At 55.2% G+C, this 524-nt stretch carries 1 protein-coding gene; it reads left to right on the top strand.

Annotation, left to right across the window (positions count from 1 at the left end; all coding sequences use genetic code 11):
• Nucleotides 1-10 precede the first annotated feature (10 nt).
• Nucleotides 11-524, top strand: a 514-nt coding sequence (gene virG, locus NKH19_RS33515) for a two-component system response regulator VirG (RefSeq protein ID WP_352984018.1), incomplete at its 3' end; no start/stop codon positions are given.

Here is a 524-nt window from a genome sequence, read left to right as displayed (position 1 = left end):
AGGTGTGCCGTTGAAACATGTTCTTGTCATTGACGATGATGCCGCAATGCGGCGCCTCATCGCCGAGTATCTCACGATGCATGCCCTGAAGGTAACCGCAGTCCACGATAGCAAGCAGTTTGACTATGTTCTTTCACGTGAGCCAGTCGATCTCGTGGTTGTTGACCTTAACCTAGGCCGGGAGGATGGACTTGCGATCGTCCGCAATCTGGCGACAAAATCGGATGTTCCTATCATAGTGATCAGCGGCGACCGGCTTGATGAGGCGGAAAAAGTGGTTGCACTGGAGCTCGGCGCAACCGATTTCATTCCCAAGCCTTTCGGGATGCGCGAATTCTTGGCCCGCATTCGAGTAGCGCTACGCCAGCGCATTTCTAGTCCGCGAACCAGAGAGCAGCGCTCATTTCGCTTTGGGGCCTGGAAGCTCAGCGTGAAGCAGCGGCGACTGATCTGTGCGGAGCGTGGCGAGGTCAAGCTTACCGCATGTGAGTTCAATCTCTTGATCGCATTTCTGGAGAACCCCC

Origin of the sequence: Mesorhizobium sp. M1338 (assembly GCF_040318045.1) — a bacterium.
GTDB lineage: Bacteria > Pseudomonadota > Alphaproteobacteria > Rhizobiales > Rhizobiaceae > Mesorhizobium.
The sequence above is the reverse complement of the archived record's forward strand: the minus strand, read 5'-3'. Positions and strand labels throughout refer to the sequence as shown.